Source organism: Mesobacillus jeotgali, from assembly GCF_014856545.2.
In the GTDB taxonomy this organism is placed as follows: domain Bacteria; phylum Bacillota; class Bacilli; order Bacillales; family Cytobacillaceae; genus Mesobacillus.
Genome location: NZ_CP109811.1, coordinates 4,610,326 through 4,627,351, shown reverse-complemented (window position 1 = coordinate 4,627,351; position 17,026 = coordinate 4,610,326). Strand labels below are relative to the sequence as shown.

18 protein-coding genes are annotated in these 17,026 nt (G+C 46.5%); all 18 read left to right on the top strand.

The window, feature by feature from the left end; translation table 11 throughout:
* The first annotated feature begins 111 nt into the window (after positions 1-111).
* The 18 genes from FOF60_RS23355 to FOF60_RS23270 all read left to right on the top strand — a co-directional run bounded on the left by FOF60_RS23355 (position 112) and on the right by FOF60_RS23270 (position 17,023).
* On the top strand, positions 112-1,155 hold the full coding sequence (locus FOF60_RS23355) for an L-threonylcarbamoyladenylate synthase (protein ID WP_192471842.1): 1,044 nt from the start codon (positions 112-114) through the stop codon (positions 1,153-1,155).
* 144 nt (positions 1,156-1,299) lie between these two features.
* Entirely contained in the window at positions 1,300-1,854 is a 555-nt protein-coding gene (locus FOF60_RS23350) for a manganese efflux pump MntP (RefSeq protein ID WP_192471843.1), read from the top strand.
* Between the two features lie 103 nt (positions 1,855-1,957).
* Entirely contained in the window at positions 1,958-2,395 is a 438-nt protein-coding gene (locus FOF60_RS23345) for a low molecular weight protein arginine phosphatase (RefSeq protein ID WP_192471844.1), read from the top strand.
* Positions 2,396-2,437: 42 nt separating this feature from the next.
* Entirely contained in the window at positions 2,438-3,733 is a 1,296-nt protein-coding gene (locus FOF60_RS23340; RefSeq protein ID WP_413632783.1) for a methyl-accepting chemotaxis protein, read from the top strand.
* A 326-nt stretch (positions 3,734-4,059) separates the two neighbouring features.
* Positions 4,060-4,500: a ribose 5-phosphate isomerase B gene (rpiB, locus tag FOF60_RS23335; RefSeq protein ID WP_167831099.1), complete on the top strand. Its 441-nt coding sequence runs from the start codon at positions 4,060-4,062 to the stop codon at positions 4,498-4,500.
* A 48-nt stretch (positions 4,501-4,548) separates the two neighbouring features.
* A complete protein-coding gene (locus tag FOF60_RS23330; protein WP_192471916.1) occupies positions 4,549-5,115 on the top strand; it encodes a TIGR01440 family protein in 567 nt (188 codons plus the stop codon).
* Positions 5,116-5,262: 147 nt separating this feature from the next.
* Positions 5,263-6,504 carry a serine hydroxymethyltransferase gene (gene glyA / locus FOF60_RS23325; RefSeq protein ID WP_192471845.1) on the top strand — a complete coding sequence of 414 codons (1,242 nt, stop codon included), beginning with the start codon at positions 5,263-5,265 and terminating at the stop codon, positions 6,502-6,504.
* Positions 6,505-6,682: 178 nt separating this feature from the next.
* Positions 6,683-7,312, top strand: a complete 630-nt coding sequence (gene upp / locus FOF60_RS23320) for a uracil phosphoribosyltransferase (protein ID WP_079506306.1) — start codon at positions 6,683-6,685, stop codon at positions 7,310-7,312.
* Positions 7,313-7,324: 12 nt separating this feature from the next.
* Complete coding sequence (gene wecB, locus FOF60_RS23315; RefSeq protein ID WP_192471846.1) at positions 7,325-8,467, top strand: non-hydrolyzing UDP-N-acetylglucosamine 2-epimerase; 1,143 nt, start codon at positions 7,325-7,327, stop codon at positions 8,465-8,467.
* A 496-nt stretch (positions 8,468-8,963) separates the two neighbouring features.
* Positions 8,964-11,240: a S8 family serine peptidase gene (locus FOF60_RS23310; protein WP_192471917.1), complete on the top strand. Its 2,277-nt coding sequence runs from the start codon at positions 8,964-8,966 to the stop codon at positions 11,238-11,240.
* 336 nt (positions 11,241-11,576) lie between these two features.
* Complete coding sequence (locus tag FOF60_RS23305) at positions 11,577-11,798, top strand: AtpZ/AtpI family protein (RefSeq protein WP_192471847.1); 222 nt, start codon at positions 11,577-11,579, stop codon at positions 11,796-11,798.
* 6 nt (positions 11,799-11,804) lie between these two features.
* Positions 11,805-12,173: an ATP synthase subunit I gene (locus FOF60_RS23300; RefSeq protein WP_192471848.1), complete on the top strand. Its 369-nt coding sequence runs from the start codon at positions 11,805-11,807 to the stop codon at positions 12,171-12,173.
* Between the two features lie 24 nt (positions 12,174-12,197).
* Entirely contained in the window at positions 12,198-12,908 is a 711-nt protein-coding gene (gene atpB / locus FOF60_RS23295) for a F0F1 ATP synthase subunit A (protein ID WP_192471849.1), read from the top strand.
* A 71-nt stretch (positions 12,909-12,979) separates the two neighbouring features.
* A complete protein-coding gene (atpE, locus tag FOF60_RS23290) occupies positions 12,980-13,192 on the top strand; it encodes a F0F1 ATP synthase subunit C (RefSeq protein WP_023613579.1) in 213 nt (70 codons plus the stop codon).
* 259 nt (positions 13,193-13,451) lie between these two features.
* Entirely contained in the window at positions 13,452-13,970 is a 519-nt protein-coding gene (locus FOF60_RS23285) for a F0F1 ATP synthase subunit B (protein WP_192471850.1), read from the top strand.
* Positions 13,967-14,503, top strand: a complete 537-nt coding sequence (locus tag FOF60_RS23280; RefSeq protein ID WP_192471851.1) for a F0F1 ATP synthase subunit delta — start codon at positions 13,967-13,969, stop codon at positions 14,501-14,503. The genes FOF60_RS23285 and FOF60_RS23280 overlap by 4 nt, the downstream gene beginning before the upstream one ends.
* 24 nt (positions 14,504-14,527) lie before the next feature.
* A complete protein-coding gene (gene atpA, locus FOF60_RS23275) occupies positions 14,528-16,036 on the top strand; it encodes a F0F1 ATP synthase subunit alpha (RefSeq protein ID WP_192471852.1) in 1,509 nt (502 codons plus the stop codon).
* Positions 16,037-16,162: 126 nt separating this feature from the next.
* Entirely contained in the window at positions 16,163-17,023 is an 861-nt protein-coding gene (locus tag FOF60_RS23270; protein WP_192471853.1) for a F0F1 ATP synthase subunit gamma, read from the top strand.
* Positions 17,024-17,026: the final 3 nt, after the last annotated feature.

Sequence of the window (17,026 nt, the reverse complement as noted above, 5' to 3'; positions counted from 1 at the left end):
ATTCGCTAAAACTGTACACAATTTGTGGATAAAAACTTGAGTTCTGCTTATTCTTCTTTTATACTTTCATAGAAATAGACTAGTATAGCGAGAAGTAAAAGGTGGATGTACATGCAAACACAAATGTGGACAGTGGATAAGAATGTGGATAATTTAAAAACATATCCACAAATCATTGAAGCTGCACAAAAAATGAAGCAAAATGAAGTCGTCGCTTTTCCGACAGAAACGGTTTATGGTCTTGGCGGGAACGCCAAAAGCGATGAAGCTGTCTTAAAAATATTCGAAGCAAAAGGAAGACCTGGGGATAACCCGTTGATAATCCATATTGCCAATCGCGAGCAAATTCATTCCTTTGTAAAAGAAATCCCCGATCAGGCAAAAGTGCTGATGGATGCTTTTTGGCCTGGTCCTTTGACCATTATTTTGGAAAAAAAGGCTGGCGTGCTTTCAGAAAAAGCAACGGCTGGGTTATCCACAGTTGCCGTCAGGATGCCGGACCATCCGGTTGCTCTGGCGCTTATAGAAGCATCAGGCTTACCGCTGGCTGCACCAAGCGCAAACCTGTCAGGAAAGCCGAGCCCCACGACTGCTGATCATGTTGCCGATGATTTGACCGGCCGGATTGCCGGGATTGTCAATGGCGGAGCGACCGGCGTTGGCCTTGAATCCACAGTTGTCGATTGTACGGGCGTGATTCCGGCAATTTTAAGGCCGGGCGGCGTCACGAAGGAACAGCTGGAAGAAGTAGTAGGAGAAGTCTCGGTAGATCCGGCCCTGAAGGATTCAGACCAGGCGCCAAAATCTCCAGGGATGAAATACCGCCACTATGCACCGAATGCTCCATTCTATCTTGTTGACGGAGCAAGGGAAGAAATCCAGCAGCTCGTCAATGAAAAGCGGAGCGAAGGCCTGACAGTCGGCGTGATGACAACGAAGGAAAACAAAGAGTTTTATGACGCTGATATTGTGATTGCCTGCGGTGAAAGAGCAAAACTGGAAACAGTGGCAGAAGCTCTTTATGACACACTCCGTGCCTTCAACCAGGAAGAACTCAATATCATTTTCGGCGAAATTTTCCCGGAACATGGCGTCGGCCAGGCCATCATGAACAGACTGTCAAAGGCATCCGGCCTGCCGATTATTAAAAAATAATACATTTAAGAGAAGCGCTTCAGATTATGAGGCGCTTTTTGTATTGCGATTGTGATTTTATCATTTCGAGACCGGAAAATTCCATGCTTCTAAATCCTATTGGACGTGCATATGCTGAATTAGCAAGTCCGAGGGGGCGAAGACATGACAGCAATAGCCGGCGAATTATTCACACTGATGTTGATGGCATTCGCGTTGGGAATGGATGCATTTTCCGTAGGTCTCGGAATGGGCATGATCAGACTGACGAAAAGGCATATATTTAAAATTGGCGTCACAATTGGTTTGTTCCATGTGTGGATGCCGCTGCTAGGAATGGTGGCAGGGCGATTTTTGTCCGAGCAGTTCGGAGCAATAGCCGGATATATTGGCGGCCTGCTCCTGATTGTGCTGGGAGTCCAGATGATTTGGGCTAGCTTCAAGGAAGATGAGACAAGCGTGATCACTCCGGTTGGCAAGGGTTTATTTATTTTTGCCCTCAGCGTCAGCCTTGACAGTTTTTCAGTAGGATTAACCCTTGGGATCTACGGAGCAAGGACGCTGCTTGTTCTGATTTGTTTTGGAGTTGCGGCAATGGTCCTTACGTGGGCGGGCCTCCTGATTGGAAAAAGAGTGCAGGGATGGCTTGGTACATACAGTGAAGCATTAGGCGGCAGCATTCTGCTTGCATTTGGGCTCAAATTGCTTCTTCCGCTATAAAACTTTTAACGCACCTGCTTGTCAGGTGTATTTTTTTGCAGAAAATGAAATTGCTGAACGATTATCATATAATAGAGAAAAGTTATTCACAGGAGGGACAAGCATGGCGCGCATTTTATTTGTCTGTACCGGAAATACATGCCGCAGCCCTATGGCGGAAGCGATTTTAAAAAGCAAAAAGCTGCCTGGAGTAGAGGTGAAATCGGCAGGAGTATACGCCCCGAATGGTGCCGAGGCTTCTGCAAACGCGAAGACCGTGCTCGAGGAAAACAATATCAGCCATGATCATCGCTCCTCGATGTTAACAAAGGATGAAATCGATTGGGCAACCCTCGTTCTGACGATGACACAGAGCCATAAAGAGCTGGTCATGAGCCAATATCCATACGCTGCGGACAAAATTTTCACATTGAAAGAATTTGCTGATGAAGCGGGAAACCTGGATGTGGCAGATCCGTTCGGCGGAAATGAACAAATTTATCGTGAAGCTTTTAAAGAAATTCAAAAAAGTATCGAAAGAATCCTGGATAAAATCCGATAAAACCCTTGAGGAATATTTATTATTTTTTCAGGGGGATTATCAGTGGGGTCTAAACGTAGCTACAAAATGGGATTAAGAAAGAAAATGGTCATGCTGACGACTGTGTTGGCGATCATCACTTATTCAACGAGCGCATTTTTTATTTATTTCCTGTATCCTTACGTTCAAAATTTCATTGAAATCAGTTCGGTGGTTTATACTGTAGCAGTTCTTGGAATGGGGATTTTCTGGTCAGGTCTGCTAGCGTATATGGCTGCCGGCCTGATCATCAAGCCTTTGCAAAAGCTAGAGCAGTCCGCTTTAAAAGCAGCGCAGGGTGAAATTGGCGAGGATGCGGAAGTCTCGAAATCTGATGACGAAATCCGCTCATTAGGTCTGGCATTCAACAATATGCTCGCAAACTTGCGTGAAATGGTCAGCCAAATTGATAGCAACTTCAAGGAAACAAATGAAAAAGTCATCCAGATATCCGGACAATCTGCGGCAGCATCGGAGCAGGCGTCAATCATCTCGACAACAATCAAAGAGATTGCCGCGGGAGCTGATTCTTCGGCGTTGTCGACACAGACAACTGCTGAGTCTGTGGATGAAGTCATTCGCATCGCTGAGGATGTCCAGGAAAAAGCGCGGACATCTGAATCCATTTCCGTGGAAATGGTCAAAGACCTGCAGGAATCGAAGAATGCGATTCACTCGCTGATTTCCGGCATCGAAACACTGGCAAATGACAACCGTGAATCGCTTGGCACGGTCAAACGATTGGAAGAAAACGCGACAAAAGTGGAGCAAATCATCCAGCTTGTTGGCGATATTGCGGCGCAAACCAACTTGCTTGCCTTGAACGCGTCAATTGAAGCAGCTCGTGCAGGCGAGCACGGAAAAGGATTTGCTGTCGTCGCCGAAGAAGTCAGGAAGCTTGCTGACCAGAGCGCGGGCGCAGTTCAGGGAATATCTGAACTAATCCAGAACATCCAATCTGAAGTTCAGAACGTTGTCGGCCAGATCGGCAGACAGGTTGAAACGGCGAACGGAGAAGCGAAAAAAGGCGAGAGAACGAACCAGGTGATCGACGCGATGACATCCACGATTCATGAGATGGCAGACGTCATCCACGCAATCGCCGCGCTGGTCGAAACTCAAATGGAAACAATCCAGCACACATCTACCCAATCGCAAGAAATGGCGGCAATCGCCGAAGAAACCTCAGCCGGTGCACTCAGCGTGGCATCAGCAGCCGAACAGCAGGCAGAAGTCATCGCTAATGTCGAAGAGTTAGCGGTAGACCTGAAAACTCAGGCGGAAAAATTAAAAGGCACGATTACGAAGTTTTCGTTATAGTTTTTTGGACCACAGCTGAATGAGGCTGTGGTTTTTTTAAAAACTGGAAAAAATGAAGCCGAATTTCCAGTTAGCTATAAAAACCAGAATTTCGCTATTAAAATGAAAAAATCGCTATAAAAAATGATTTTTCGCTATAAAATTTCAAAATTCGCTATAAAAAAGTTATTTTCGCTATAAAAACTAATTCCTTGCTAGAATATATGAGACATTAGTAGCGGGATGGCAAAATATGACCCGTTTTCTTTATAAATCGAACCGAATATGAGAAAATAACGATAGATTTGATCGCCCCGCACGCCGGGAATACATAGGAGGATTTTACAATGAAAGTTGCTATTGCTTCAGACCATGGCGGAGTGAATATCCGCGAAGAAATTAAGAATTTGATGGACGAAATGAATATTCAGTATGAAGATTTCGGCTGCGAATGCGGTACATCTGTTGATTATCCAGACTATGCGCTTCCGGTTGCCGAGAAAGTGGCGAACGGTGAGTTTGACAAGGGGATCCTGATTTGCGGAACAGGAATCGGCATGAGCATTGCCGCAAACAAGGTAAAAGGAATCCGCTGCGCGCTCGTGCATGACGTATTCAGCGCAAAAGCAACACGCCAGCACAATGACAGCAATGTCCTGGCAATGGGCGAACGGGTAATCGGACCAGGATTGGCGCGTGAAATCGCAGCCGTTTGGCTTTCGGAAGAGTACGAAGGCGGCCGCCACGAAAACCGCGTCGGTAAAATTAAGGAGTATGAAAATAAATAACTCCCAACCTAAGGACTATCAAATACCAATGTAAAGGAGGCGTTACAACTGTCTATACAACAGTGGAAAGCAGAATTGAACTCCATCCTTACTGAATTTAATGAACAGGTGCAGCTGAAAAAAGGCCAGGTGCTGGTCGTCGGCTGCAGCACGAGTGAAATCATTGGAAAGCGGATCGGCACAGCGGGAACAGATGAGGTGGCGGAAATGGTCTTCAGCCAGCTCCGTGAACTGCAGGCGAAAACCGGCGTCCAGCTGGCGTTCCAGTGCTGCGAGCATTTGAACCGTGCGATTGTCGTCGAGCGAGAAACGGCCGACCGAAAACAGCTGGAAGAAGTGACGGTCATCCCAGTGAGAAATGCGGGCGGCGCAATGGCAGCTTACGCCTATAAAAATCTCAAAGACGCTGTGGTCGTCGAGTTCATCGAGGCTGACGCCGGCATTGATATTGGCGATACGCTGATTGGCATGCAAATGAAGCATGTCGCTGTGCCAGTAAGAGTGAACCAAAAAAGCATCGGTCATGCCCATGTGACACTGGCGAAGACGAGGCCGAAGCTGATCGGCGGCGCCAGGGCAGTTTACGAGCAAACAAAAGAAAACGAATCTTGCTGACAGGGGAAAGGCAATGGAGGAAAAACACAGGCCTGATAAACAGATCTACTTTTACCTTCATCCTTTCCTTTCATTATAATATCGGCTAAAATAAGAATGAATTTTCTAATAACGGAACAAGCAATACATATAAGAGGGGGAACTTAAGTGAAGCACTTGTCACAGCAGGACAGCCAGCTATACGCTGCAATGCAGGATGAATTGAAGCGTCAGCGCACGAAAATCGAATTGATTGCATCAGAGAACTTTGTCAGCGAAGCCGTAATGGAGGCACAGGGGTCTGTACTAACGAATAAGTATGCAGAAGGCTATCCGGGCCGCCGTTATTATGGCGGCTGCGAATACGTCGATGTTGCTGAAAACATTGCCCGCGACCGCGCGAAGGAAATTTTCGGCGCAGAGCATGTCAATGTCCAGCCGCACTCAGGCGCGCAAGCCAATATGGCGGTTTATTTCACGATTCTTGAGCAAGGAGACACGGTACTTGGGATGAATCTTTCCCATGGCGGGCACCTGACGCACGGAAGCCCGGTCAACTTCAGCGGCGTCCAGTATAATTTCGTTGAGTACGGTGTCGACGAAGATACTCATACGATCAACTATGATGTCGTTCTTGAAAAAGCTCGCGAACATAAGCCGAAGCTGATCGTTGCCGGTGCAAGTGCTTATCCGAGAGCGATCGACTTTAAGAGATTCCGAGAAATCGCTGATGAAGTGGGCGCATACCTGATGGTCGATATGGCGCATATCGCTGGATTGGTCGCAGCAGGCCTTCATCAGAATCCAGTGCCGTATGCTGACTTTGTCACAACGACTACTCATAAAACACTTCGCGGCCCGCGCGGCGGAATGATCCTCTGCAAAGAAGAATTCGCGAAGAAAATCGATAAATCCATCTTCCCTGGTATCCAGGGCGGCCCGCTTATGCACGTCATTGCGGCTAAAGCAGTTGCATTCGGCGAAGCGCTACAGGATTCTTTTAAAGAATACGCACAGAATATCATTTCCAATGCCAACCGCCTTGCTGAGGGCTTGAAGAAGGAAGGTATCGACCTTGTATCGGGCGGTACAGACAACCATTTGCTGTTGGTTGACCTGCGTTCACTTGGCCTGACTGGAAAAGTAGCGGAAAAAGTTCTTGATGATATTGGCATCACCGTCAATAAAAACACGATTCCATTTGATCCAGAAAGCCCATTCGTTACAAGCGGAATCCGTATCGGTACAGCCGCAGTCACAAGCCGCGGCTTCGGACATGCAGAAATGGACGAAATTGCATCACTAATCGCCTTCACATTGAAAAATCACGAAGACGAAGCGAAGCTGGAAGAAGCGAAGAATCGCGTCGAAGAGCTAACTAGCAAGTTTGAACTATATCCTGAGAGATAAGATTTTACCCGGCGGTCCTCCATGAATGAGGGCCGCTTTTTCAGGGGAAAATCATTAAGCGGTAGCGGTTGCTTGTACGCATGTTTTTCTGTAAAATTAGACGAAGTGTGATTCAACAGATCTTACATATAACAGACAGGTGTCCACAACTCATTTACCTTTAAAAGGAGCGATACACATGGCAAAAGTATACGTATTTGACCATCCATTGATCCAGCATAAACTTACTTATATCCGCGAAAAAAGCACAGGCACGAAGGAGTTCCGCGAGCTTGTAGATGAAGTAGCAACGCTGATGGCGTTCGAAATCACGCGTGACATGCCGCTTGAGGAAATTGAAATTGAAACACCGGTCGAGAAGACAAAATCGAAAGTACTATCAGGCAAGAAGCTTGGCATCATCCCGATTCTTCGCGCAGGCATCGGAATGGTTGACGGCATCCTGAAGTTGATCCCGGCTGCGAAGGTGGGACATATCGGACTTTACCGCGACCCGGAAACATTGATGCCGGTTGAATACTATGTAAAACTTCCGAGCGACGTTGAGGAGCGCGATTTTATCGTCGTCGATCCAATGCTTGCGACAGGCGGATCAGCTGTAGAAGCGATCAACTCTCTTAAAAAGCGCGGCGCGAAGCACATCAAGTTCATGTGTTTGATTGCAGCTCCAGAAGGGGTAGAAACGGTTAAAGAAGCGCACCCAGATGTGGATATCTACATCGCTGCCCTCGATGAAAAGCTGAATGACCACGGATATATCGTACCTGGACTAGGAGACGCAGGAGACCGTTTATTCGGGACAAAATAAGGAGTGTTTGAATTGACTAAGCCAATTAAAGTAATGACAATTTTTGGGACACGCCCGGAAGCAATTAAAATGGCTCCGCTTGTCCTCGAATTACAGAAACACCCTGAACACTTTGAATCAATCGTTACGGTAACCGCCCAGCACCGCCAAATGCTGGACCAGGTACTGAACATTTTCAATATCACGCCAGACCACGACCTCAACATCATGAAGGATCGCCAAACTTTGATTGATGTAACAACAAGAGGTTTGGAAGGCCTGGATAAAGTAATGAAGGAAGTTAAGCCGGATATCGTGCTTGTGCATGGAGATACGACAACTACGTTTGTGGCGAGTCTTGCGGCGTATTATAACCAGATTGTTGTTGGCCATGTCGAGGCAGGCCTGAGAACGTGGAATAAGTATTCTCCATTCCCTGAGGAAATGAACCGCCAGTTGACAGGAGTCATGGCAGATCTTCACTTCGCTCCGACTTCCAAATCGGCGGCTAATTTGCTGCAGGAAAACAAGTCTGAAGAAAATATCTTCGTAACCGGCAACACGGCCATCGATGCACTAACGACGACGGTAAAAGAAACCTATCAGCATGAAGTTCTCGATAAGTTGGGTAATGACCGCTTGATCCTGATGACTGCACACCGACGCGAAAACCTTGGTGAGCCAATGCGCAATATGTTCCGTGCCATCAAGCGAATCGTTGACGAACAGCGTGATGTACAAGTTGTTTATCCAGTTCACTTGAATCCTGTGGTCCGTGAACTGGCTGATGAAGTGCTTGGCAATGACCCGCGCATCCATCTGATCGAGCCTCTTGACGTCATTGATTTCCATAACTTCGCTTCACGCGCGCATCTCATCCTGACTGATTCAGGCGGTGTGCAGGAAGAAGCGCCGTCATTAGGCGTGCCTGTACTCGTTCTTCGCGACACAACCGAGCGTCCAGAAGGCATCGAGGCAGGAACATTGAAGCTAGCTGGAAACGAAGAGCAGCCAATTTACCAAATGGCAACAGAACTGCTGACAGACCAGGAAGCATATGAAAAAATGGCCAAAGCCTCAAACCCATACGGTGACGGACGCGCATCAGAACGAATTTGCGAAGCAATTCGATACTACTTCAAGCGCACCGAAAATCGTCCTGAACAATATAAATAAGAACTTTTTAGACACCTCTTTTTTTAAAAAAAGGGGTGTTTTTCTTTGGAGCAGGGGATTACTTGGTAAAAGTAGATGTAAATTGCTCTAAATCTTGGCTGGAATAACACAAAAACGACTGCTGGATAATTTTTTAAATCCCATCCACGAGATAATTGCCCAAAACTCATCGATATTCTCCTGATTAAACACAATAATCTCCCGAAAAATCTGATTAATTGCCCAAAACTTGAGAATAATCGTGCCGTCATCCTATATTTGGTAAAAAACTTCAACCCAAACGTCAGCTGGAAAAATTTTAAAATCAAATAAATTCACTAATTGCACCAAACCCAGTAATAATTGCACACTCAACTAAAATAATTGAACGAAAAACTACCATAATTGCACGAACATTAAGCATAATTGCACGTTCACCCTACTTTTGGAAAAATCACCTCCGTATATTAGCACCCATTAATTGAAACGCTAACGGAAAAAGGGGGATTCCGTCTTGATGAAGCGTACGATCTTAATCATTTTTCCCATTATCCTGATACTCGCTGCTTTTCAACAACCGCAAAAACTGCAGCTACCGCCGATTCCTCAGGAAGATCCCCAAACAGAAAAAGTAGCGATTGTATTAACGAAACGCCAGCCCAAAGAGCAAGAAATCCACTCTCAGCTAAAGAAGCTCAAGAATACAAAGCTCCGCCGCATCTTCACGCATGCGGTCACTGGATACTCTGTTAAGGGGCCAGTTTCCGAGCTTCAAAAATTAAAAGAGTTGAATGACATCCAACTTTTATCTGAAGTGAATACGTACAAGGTGGAGAACTCAGCCCATCTGCCAACCCCATACAAACGCAGCGATAGCTTTATCGATCATTTTGAATTGATTGGAACGGAAGCGGTCCATGGAATTCTCGATGAAAAAGGCAATCGACTGACAGGAAAGGGTATAACAATCGGGGTAATCGATACAGGAATTGATTATGATCACCCTGACTTGCGAAGGAGTTTTGCCGGGGGGCATGACCTGGTTGATGGAGATGATGACCCGATGGAAACGAAGGGCGCCGGATTTCGAAGCACTCTGCACGGCACGCATGTGGCTGGCGTCATCGCGGCGAACGGCAGGATGAGAGGAATCGCTCCTGATGCGAAATTGGTTGCCTACCGGGCGCTTGGCCCGGGAGGAAGCGGCACTACAGAGCAAGTCATCGCTGCCATTGATGAAGCGATCAAGGATAAAGTCGATATCCTCAATCTATCGCTCGGAAATGATGTCAATGGTCCGGACCTGCCCATCAGTCTGGCGCTTAACAAGGCGGTGGACGAAGGAATCGTCGCGGTCACTTCATCGGGAAATTCTGGTCCTAATCGGTGGACTGTAGGATCGCCAGGCACCGCATCAAAGGCCATCTCGGTTGGCGCGTCAACTCCTCCGATGAATGTGCCGTATCTCAACGCCCCAGGCATATCTAAGGAAATAAGGCTCGAACTATTACAGGGCTCGGACAATTGGAATATTACCCAGAGTGAAAATCTTGTTTTTGCAGGACTGGGTACGAAAGAGGAAATGAAAGGTGTAAGAGATAAGATTGTACTCGTCGAACGGGGGACGCTTACTTTTACCGAAAAAGCGAAGAACGCATTTGAAGCTGGAGCAATCGGGGTGATCATCTATAACAATACGAAGGGAACGTTCTTTGGCAACCTGGAAGAGAGGATGCCGATTCCCGTGGCTGCGATCAGTAAAGAAGAAGGACTGGCGCTTAAAAAACAGCTCGATAAAAATTCGATGCTGATTCGCATGAATTTAATAGAAGAAAAAGATATTCTTGCTGACTTCAGCTCCCGCGGCCCGGTAACGGTCACCTGGGAAATCAAGCCGGATATTGTTGCGCCCGGCGTGGCGATCAACAGTACGATTCCAGGAGGATACCTCCCGCTTCAGGGAACAAGCATGGCAGCGCCCCATATTGCAGGAGCAGCAGCCCTGATCAAGCAGGCGCATCCAGACTGGTCACCGGCTGAAATCAAGGCAGCCATCATGAACACGGCCAAGGATATTACCGATCGTGAAGGCAAGAGATATCGGACATTCGAACAAGGGGCAGGAAGAATCCAGCTGGAGGCAGCAATAAACACCGAAAGCCTGATCATTCCGGGGTCTCTGCAATTTGGCAAATTCCAGCTTGCCGATAACATGCACCGGCACAGTGCGAAGCTGACAGTCAAAAATACAGGTACAGCAATAAAAACCTATTCATTTTCCATTCCAAAAAAGGAAAAGGGGATCGAGTGGGAGCTGCCAATGAGCTTTTCGCTGAAACCGAACGAAGCAAAAGTCATGGAGCTCGCGATGATAGCCAACCCTGCCTTGCTGAAAGATAAAATCCATGACGGGGGACTTTTTATAGATGATGGAAAAAATAAAATCAGGATTCCATATATTTACGTTGTAGAAGAACCGGACTACCCGCGGGTGATGGGCTTCGACTTCGCGCCGGCGGATAATGGGGAAGCGTATCGCTATGAAGTCTATTTACCTGGTGGAGCTGAAGAGTTTGGCATCGCTCTATTTGATCCGGACCAATACCGCTTCGTCGGGTTCCTTGATTGGGGAAGGAAGCTTGAAAAGGGAATGGTCGGAAAAGAAATACCATTGGAAAATCTGCCGGATGAAGGAATGTACCTTGCGAAGGTTTTTGCAAGAAAGAAAGGGCGGGAGAGCACGATCGACGCAATGATTTTCATAAGTAAAAATACAGCGGCCGGACAAAGGTGATTCCTTCCCGGCTTTTTATTATTTTTTTTGAATTTCTTAATACAATTCGCATCTTGAAAACTTCATTTTTCGGGAAAAAAATCACGGAAACCGAAGTTTTTATAATATAATACTAAAATAGGGATAATGGTATATATTCACAGTGAAAACTTTGTGAATTTTTTCACCCCAATGGATTGACATTGACAATTGCCTATTGTATGCTTACAAAGGGCATAAAATGATAAGGTTTTCAACGTTGATATGCAAGCTTTTTTTAGTGAAAATATTATTTTTTCGAAAAATGATTTTTCACCCCCTGAAGCTCCCATTCTCTAATGTGAGGATGCGTTTTTTATGCGCCGAAACAACCGCCACCCTTTTCAAGCGATGGCACTCATGTCCGCTATACTATCTCAATTGGTAGGCTCCATTTTAATTGGCATTTTCTCCGGAAGATGGCTTGACCGTACCCTTGGTACAGAGCCACTTTTCTTAATATTCGGATTGCTGATCGGATTGGCGGCAGGTGTTTATGCCATGCTCCGCCTCATCCAACACTTCTTTTCGGGAGACTAGCCATCTATGGAAATACAGGACTTGTTTATTCGTCAGCGCAAATACATATTCACCTTGTTGTCTTTATACGTACTCGGGTACGGCTTTACAAGCTATCAATCTGTTTTTGCTGGGTTGATCTTTGGTACAAGCCTGAGCCTTTTTAATTTATGGCTGCTTGCGAGGAAAATGAACAACTTCGGGGATTCGGTGGTACAGGGGAAGAAGGTGCGCTCGCTCGGCTCGTTGTCGAGGCTTGCGACAGGTGCGCTTGCTGTAATCGTTGCGATGGAATACCCTGATCGCATTGACCTTGTATTTACGATTTTGGGATTAATGACAGCTTATATTGTCATTATGATAGATTTTTTTGTCCAGTCTTTTTTACGTAAATAGCGGGGAAGAGAGGTGAATTAACTGATGCATCATGAAGCTCCATTATTAGATTTATTTGGGCTTACTTTTAACTTAGCAAACATGCTGATGATCACAGTGGCATCTGCTGTTGTTTTCATCATTGCAGTTCTTTCCACTCGTAAGCTTGCGATGAAACCGACGGGAATACAGAATTTCATGGAATGGGTTATGGATTTCGTCAAAGGGATCATCAACAGCACGATGGACTGGAAGGATGGGGGAAGATTTCACGTCCTTGGAATCACATTGCTTATGTATGTGTTTGTTTCCAACATGCTGGGACTGCCGTTCTCTGTCGTATACGACAATTACCTATGGTGGAAATCACCGACAGCTGACCCAGTCATCACACTGACTCTTGCAGTCATGGTGGTAGGACTTTCCCATTATTATGGCGTCAAACTTAAAGGGACTGCCGAATACGGCAAGGAATTCTTTAAGCCGTTTTGGTTCATGTTCCCGATCAAGATCATTGAAGAGTTCGCGAATACGCTCACTCTTGGTCTTCGTCTTTACGGTAACATTTACGCAGGTGAGATCCTGTTGGGTCTGCTTGCAGCCAGCCTCGCAACCGGAGTAGGTGGACACTTGGCCGCAGCACTTCCGATGCTTGTATGGCAAGGTTTCTCCGTTTTCGTCGGAGCAATCCAGGCATTTATCTTCACTATGTTAACGATGGTTTATCTCTCCCATAAAGTGAGTCATGACCATTAATATATACCTGTTCATTTAATGAACAAAACTTAAAAAAACATTTTTTCATACATTAAAGGAGGAACTTTATAATGGGTCTTTTAGCAGCAGCAATCGCAATCGGTTTGGCAGCACTTGGTGCAGGTATTGGTAACGGTTTGATCGTATCACGTACAGTAGAAGGTATCGCTCGTCAGCCAGAAGCTCGCGGTATGCTTCAAACTACAATGTTCATCGGGGTTGCATTGGTTGAGGCGATTCCAATCATCGCTGTAGTTATCGCGTTCATGGTTATTGGTGGTTAATAAATAAGAACTAAAGATGGCGAAGATCATTCCGCGCGAACCTTCGCCATTCTATTATGTAGGCTTTGTGCCGGTTCAATCCGGCGCGGAGCATACCTGAATTTGAATGTAAGCAATCGTTTGAAATAAAATCGGGCAAGCCCCGGGTTAGGAACGGGAAGCCTTATGCGTTGGCTATGAGCTACTGGCTTTTAAGCCAGATAGCGCATGTTGGACCTTTTTTAATCATGGTACAACTCTTGAAGGGAGTGAATCGAGGGTGTTAACAATGAATTTTGTATTGGGAGCGGCTGCCGGCCTTAACACTGGTGACATCTTGTTCCAGCTTGTTATGTTCCTTGTTTTGTTAGCATTGCTTAAGAAGTTCGCTTGGGGTCCATTGATGGGCATCATGAAGGAACGTGAAGAGCATATTGCTGGCGAAATCGGAGCGGCTGAAAAGAGCCGTGCTGAAGCACAGAAACTTATGGAAGAACAGCGTGAAATGCTTAAGCAGGCACGCACAGAAGCACAGGGCCTAATTGAAAACGCAAAGAAACAGGGAGACGTTCAGCGTGATGAAATCATTGCACTGGCACGCACTGAATCTGAAAGAATCAAAGAATCTGCGAAGCTTGAAATTGAACAGCAGAAGGAGCAGGCTGTTGCGGCAATCCGCGAGCAAGTTGCTTCACTATCTGTCTTGATTGCTTCTAAAGTGATCGAGAAAGAAATCTCTGCAGCTGACCAGGAAAAGCTCATCAATGAATACATTCAAGAGGCGGGTAATGCCCGATGAGCAACTCGACAGTAGCAAAGCGCTATGCCCTGGCACTTTTTCAACTCGCTTCTGAAAAGCAGGCTCTACCACAGGTTGAGGAAGAGCTTCGCACTGTAAAAGAAGTTGTTGCGAACAATCCGGAGTTGACTGCCTTTTTAAAGTCTCCAAAGCTTCCGAATGAGAAGAAGAAAGAGGTTTTAAAGACAGCTTTCGGATCTGTAAGCACATATGTCCTTAATACACTGATGATCCTGGTTGACCGCCACCGCGAAGACCAGATCGCAGACGTTGCTGACCAGTTCATCGCCCTTGCAAATGATGCAAAAGGCGTGGCTGAAGCAAAAGTTTATAGTGTCCAGCCTTTGACGGCTGAGCAGGCTGAAGCACTTTCAGCTTCGTTCGCACCGCAGGTTGGCAAACAGGCACTTCATATTGAAAACATTGTAGATTCCAATTTGCTTGGAGGCATTAAGCTTCGCATTGGAAACCGCATTTTTGACGGCAGCTTGCGCGGCAAGCTAGACCGCTTAGAACGTAAATTGCTAGGCTAAGATTCGTAGATAGGGGTGAAACTCATGAGCATCAAAGCTGAAGAAATCAGTGCGCTGATAAAATCGCAAATCGAAAATTATCAGTCGGAAATTCAAGTGAGTGATGTGGGTACAGTTATCAGTGTTGGTGACGGTATCGCCCGTGCTCATGGCCTCGACAATGTCATGGCTGGAGAACTTGTTGAATTTTCAAACGGCGTTATGGGTATGGCACAAAACCTGGAAGAAAATAACGTCGGTATCATCATCCTTGGACCTTTCACGGACATCCGCGAAGGTGACGAGGTACGCCGTACGGGCCGCATCATGGAGGTTCCTGTAGGGGAACAGCTTATCGGCCGCGTCGTAAACCCTCTTGGACAGCCAGTGGATGGCATGGGTCCAATCAACACAACAAAAACTCGTCCTATCGAGTACGGTGCACCAGGCGTTATGGATCGTAAATCCGTTCATGAGCCATTGCAGACTGGTATCAAGGCGATCGACGCTCTTGTGCCAATCGGCCGCGGACAGCGTGAATTGATCATCGGTGACCGCCAGACTGGTAAAACATCTGTAGCGATCGATACAATCCTTAACCAAAAAGGCCAGGACATGATCTGTATCTACGTTGCAATCGGACAGAAGGAATCAACTGTACGTAATGCAGTTGAAACTCTCCGTAAGCACGGCGCGTTAGATTACTCTATCGTTGTTACAGCATCAGCATCACAGCCGGCACCACTCTTATACCTTGCTCCTTACGCTGGTGTAACGATGGGTGAAGAATTCATGTACAATGGCAAGCACGTTCTTGTCGTATATGATGACCTTTCAAAACAAGCGGCAGCATACCGCGAACTTTCCTTGCTGCTTCGCCGTCCTCCAGGTCGTGAAGCTTACCCAGGGGATGTATTCTACTTGCACTCACGCTTACTAGAGCGTGCTGCTAAGTTGAGCGACGCTAAAGGCGCTGGTTCAATCACAGCACTTCCGTTCATTGAAACACAGGCAGGCGACGTTTCTGCTTACATTCCAACGAACGTTATCTCGATCACAGACGGACAGATCTTCTTGCAGTCTGACCTATTCTTCTCTGGCGTACGCCCAGCGATCAACGCAGGTCTTTCTGTATCCCGTGTAGGTGGATCCGCTCAAATCAAAGCGATGAAGAAGGTATCTGGTACATTGCGTCTTGACCTTGCTTCATACCGTGAATTAGAAGCATTCGCACAGTTCGGTTCTGACCTTGACAAAGCAACTCAGGCAAAACTTAACCGCGGTGCCCGTACGGTAGAAGTACTTAAACAAGATCTTAACAAGCCGCTTGCTGTTGAAAAGCAAGTTGCGATCCTATATGCACTGACTCGCGGCTTCCTTGACGATATTCCATTGCAGGATATCCGCCGCTTCGAAGGTGAATTCCTTTCATGGTTAGACCACAACCATACAGAAGTGTTAGATCATATCCGTTCAACGAAGGAACTTCCTTCAGACGACGATATGAGTGCTGCAATCAACGCTTTCAAAAAGACGTTTGCAGTTTCTGAGTAATTTGAAAAGCGGAAGTGCCTCGATCAGCTAGGCACTGGAGCTAGACATGTGATGCAGAGCCAGCCACTGGCTGGTCCTGCTTAACCTTGGACTAACAATCTATGTAAAAGGGTGGTGAGAACCGAAATGGCATCTTTACGCGATATAAAAAACCGTATTACTTCGACTAAAAAGACGAGCCAGATCACCAAGGCAATGGAGATGGTATCCGCAGCTAAATGGAACCGTGGAGTCATGAACGCGAAAGCATTCGTTCCTTACATGGAAAAAATCCAGGAAGTGACTGCCTCAATCGCAATGGGCAGCAAGGATTCCAACCACCCAATGCTGAACAGCCGTCCAGTCAAGAAGACGGGATATCTAGTAATCACTTCTGACCGTGGACTTGCAGGGGCATACAACAGTAACGTCCTTCGCCAGGTTTACCAGACGATCCAGCAACGCCATAAATCAAATGATGAGTTTGCGATTATCGCGATCGGGCGTGTCGGCCGTGACTTTTTCCAAAGCCGTGGCATGAACGTTGTCCTAGACATCGTCGGCATTGCAGACCAGCCGTCCTTCGCGGAAATCCAGGATATCGCCAGCAATACAGTTGGCATGTTCTCAGATGGATCATTTGATGAATTATATATTTACTACAGTCATTACGTCAGCGCGATCGCTCAAGAAGTAACAGATAAGAAGCTGCTTCCGTTAACGGATATTGGCGGCGCTTCAACAAAGCTTACCTCTTACGAATTTGAGCCGAACGCTGAGGAGATCCTGGAAGTTCTCTTGCCGCAATATGCAGAAAGCTTGATTTACGGAGCACTGCTTGACAGTAAAGCAAGTGAACATGCTGCTCGTATGACAGCCATGAGAAACGCAACGGACAATGCGAAAGAGCTGATCAATTCCCTCAGCTTGAGCTACAACCGTGCGCGTCAGGCTGCTATTACCCAGGAAATCACCGAAATTGTCGGTGGAGCTGCAGCACTCGAATAGATT